Below are 1,351 nucleotides of genomic sequence, written 5' to 3' on the forward strand. Positions count from 1 at the left end.
AAGATTAAGTTTAGAATAGCGGCGTAAAAAACAATGAATTTTGCAAATACGAGGCGTTTATTAATACTCTGGATTGGTGCGTTTGTTGGTGCTTTCGTTTTGCATATAGTATTGGGAGCCCAGTTTTATTTTCGGAGTCCTGGTGTAAAGAATGACACGTTTTCATCGACAATTATGCTGACTTTTGCCTCAGAGACTGTATATCCGGATGTTGATATAGATTTGCCCAATATTGATACAGATTTATCGAATGTCATTACAGAACCACAAATATTGCAACCTGATCTTCCAGCACAAGAGGCAAAGATATTGGAATCAGTGGATGAAATTCAATCGGAAGAGTCTCAGCATGCTATAGAAAAAGATGATTTTTCACTCCTCAAGCCTTTGGAAGAATCTCCTCCTCCAAAAGTGGAGCATAAAGCACTCGTCAAAAAACCGATACCAGTACTAAAGAGTGTAGTAAAGCATTCCACTGTAAAGACAGTACGTTCGTCTACCACTAGTCAGGCCGGCAGTCCAGCAGAACTTGAGGATGCATTGTTGATGGAATGGTTGGCACAGATACAGGCGCAATTAGAAAGGCAAAAAAAATATGTTGTAGGACAACGTACCAGTCGTACAAAAGGAACAGTGAAGTTAGAATTTAGGGTGCATGAACAGGGGGAGATTTTTTCTAGCCGCATTGTTGTTTCTGCTGGTGATCCGGAACTTGATCGATTAGCTATGGCGGTGCTTCAACGTGTTGGCTTTTTTCCTCCTCCTCCTCCATCAAAAGTGCACAAAATTATCAGAGTATCTTTGATATTTAGCTGATCTTCACAGGTTTTTTTAGGCTAGTTTTACATGCCTTATGTTTATAATTGCTATGATGCTGTAGTTTATAAATTGAGGAAACACAACGAACTACTTTTTTAAATCAAAGCTTTATTACTTTTATTGTCCGGAAAGAAGGTCGGCTTTTATATCTATTTTTCCAGTGAGTCTTGCTTTGTAAACTCCATAATTTTCCATGACACGCATCACGTAATTACGTGTTTCTGTATAAGGGATGCGTTCAATCCAATCGATGATTTTATCAAGAGATTGCTCACGAGGATCGCCATAACGTTTTATCCATTCATTGACACGACGTGGACCTGCATTATAACTGACAAGGGCTAATATATAGGATCCGTTAAAACGTTTCAATTGTTCGCTTAGAAAATACGCGGCTAACGTAGCATTATAACTGGCATCACTGCTAAATTTTTTTAGTGACCATGCGATTGAATGCTTTTTTGCAAGTGCTTGTGCGGTTGTAGGAAGCAATTGGAGGATTCCTTGTGCACCTGCTGTTGATATGGCTGTT

General features: G+C 39.2%; 2 protein-coding genes. One reads left to right on the top strand and one right to left on the bottom strand.

Annotated features, from left to right (window positions below; all coding sequences use genetic code 11):
* The first annotated feature begins 33 nt into the window (after positions 1 to 33).
* Positions 34 to 816, top strand: coding sequence for an energy transducer TonB (locus ACFIK8_RS09360; protein WP_375669263.1), 783 nt, complete (start codon positions 34 to 36; stop codon positions 814 to 816).
* A gap of 120 nt (positions 817 to 936) precedes the next feature.
* Here the strand turns inward: ACFIK8_RS09360 and ACFIK8_RS09365 are convergent.
* Positions 937 to 1,351 (bottom strand): lytic transglycosylase domain-containing protein (locus tag ACFIK8_RS09365; RefSeq protein WP_375669264.1); only part of this gene is annotated, 415 nt, incomplete at its 5' end.

Source organism: Bartonella sp. MR168JLCBS (assembly GCF_042194175.1).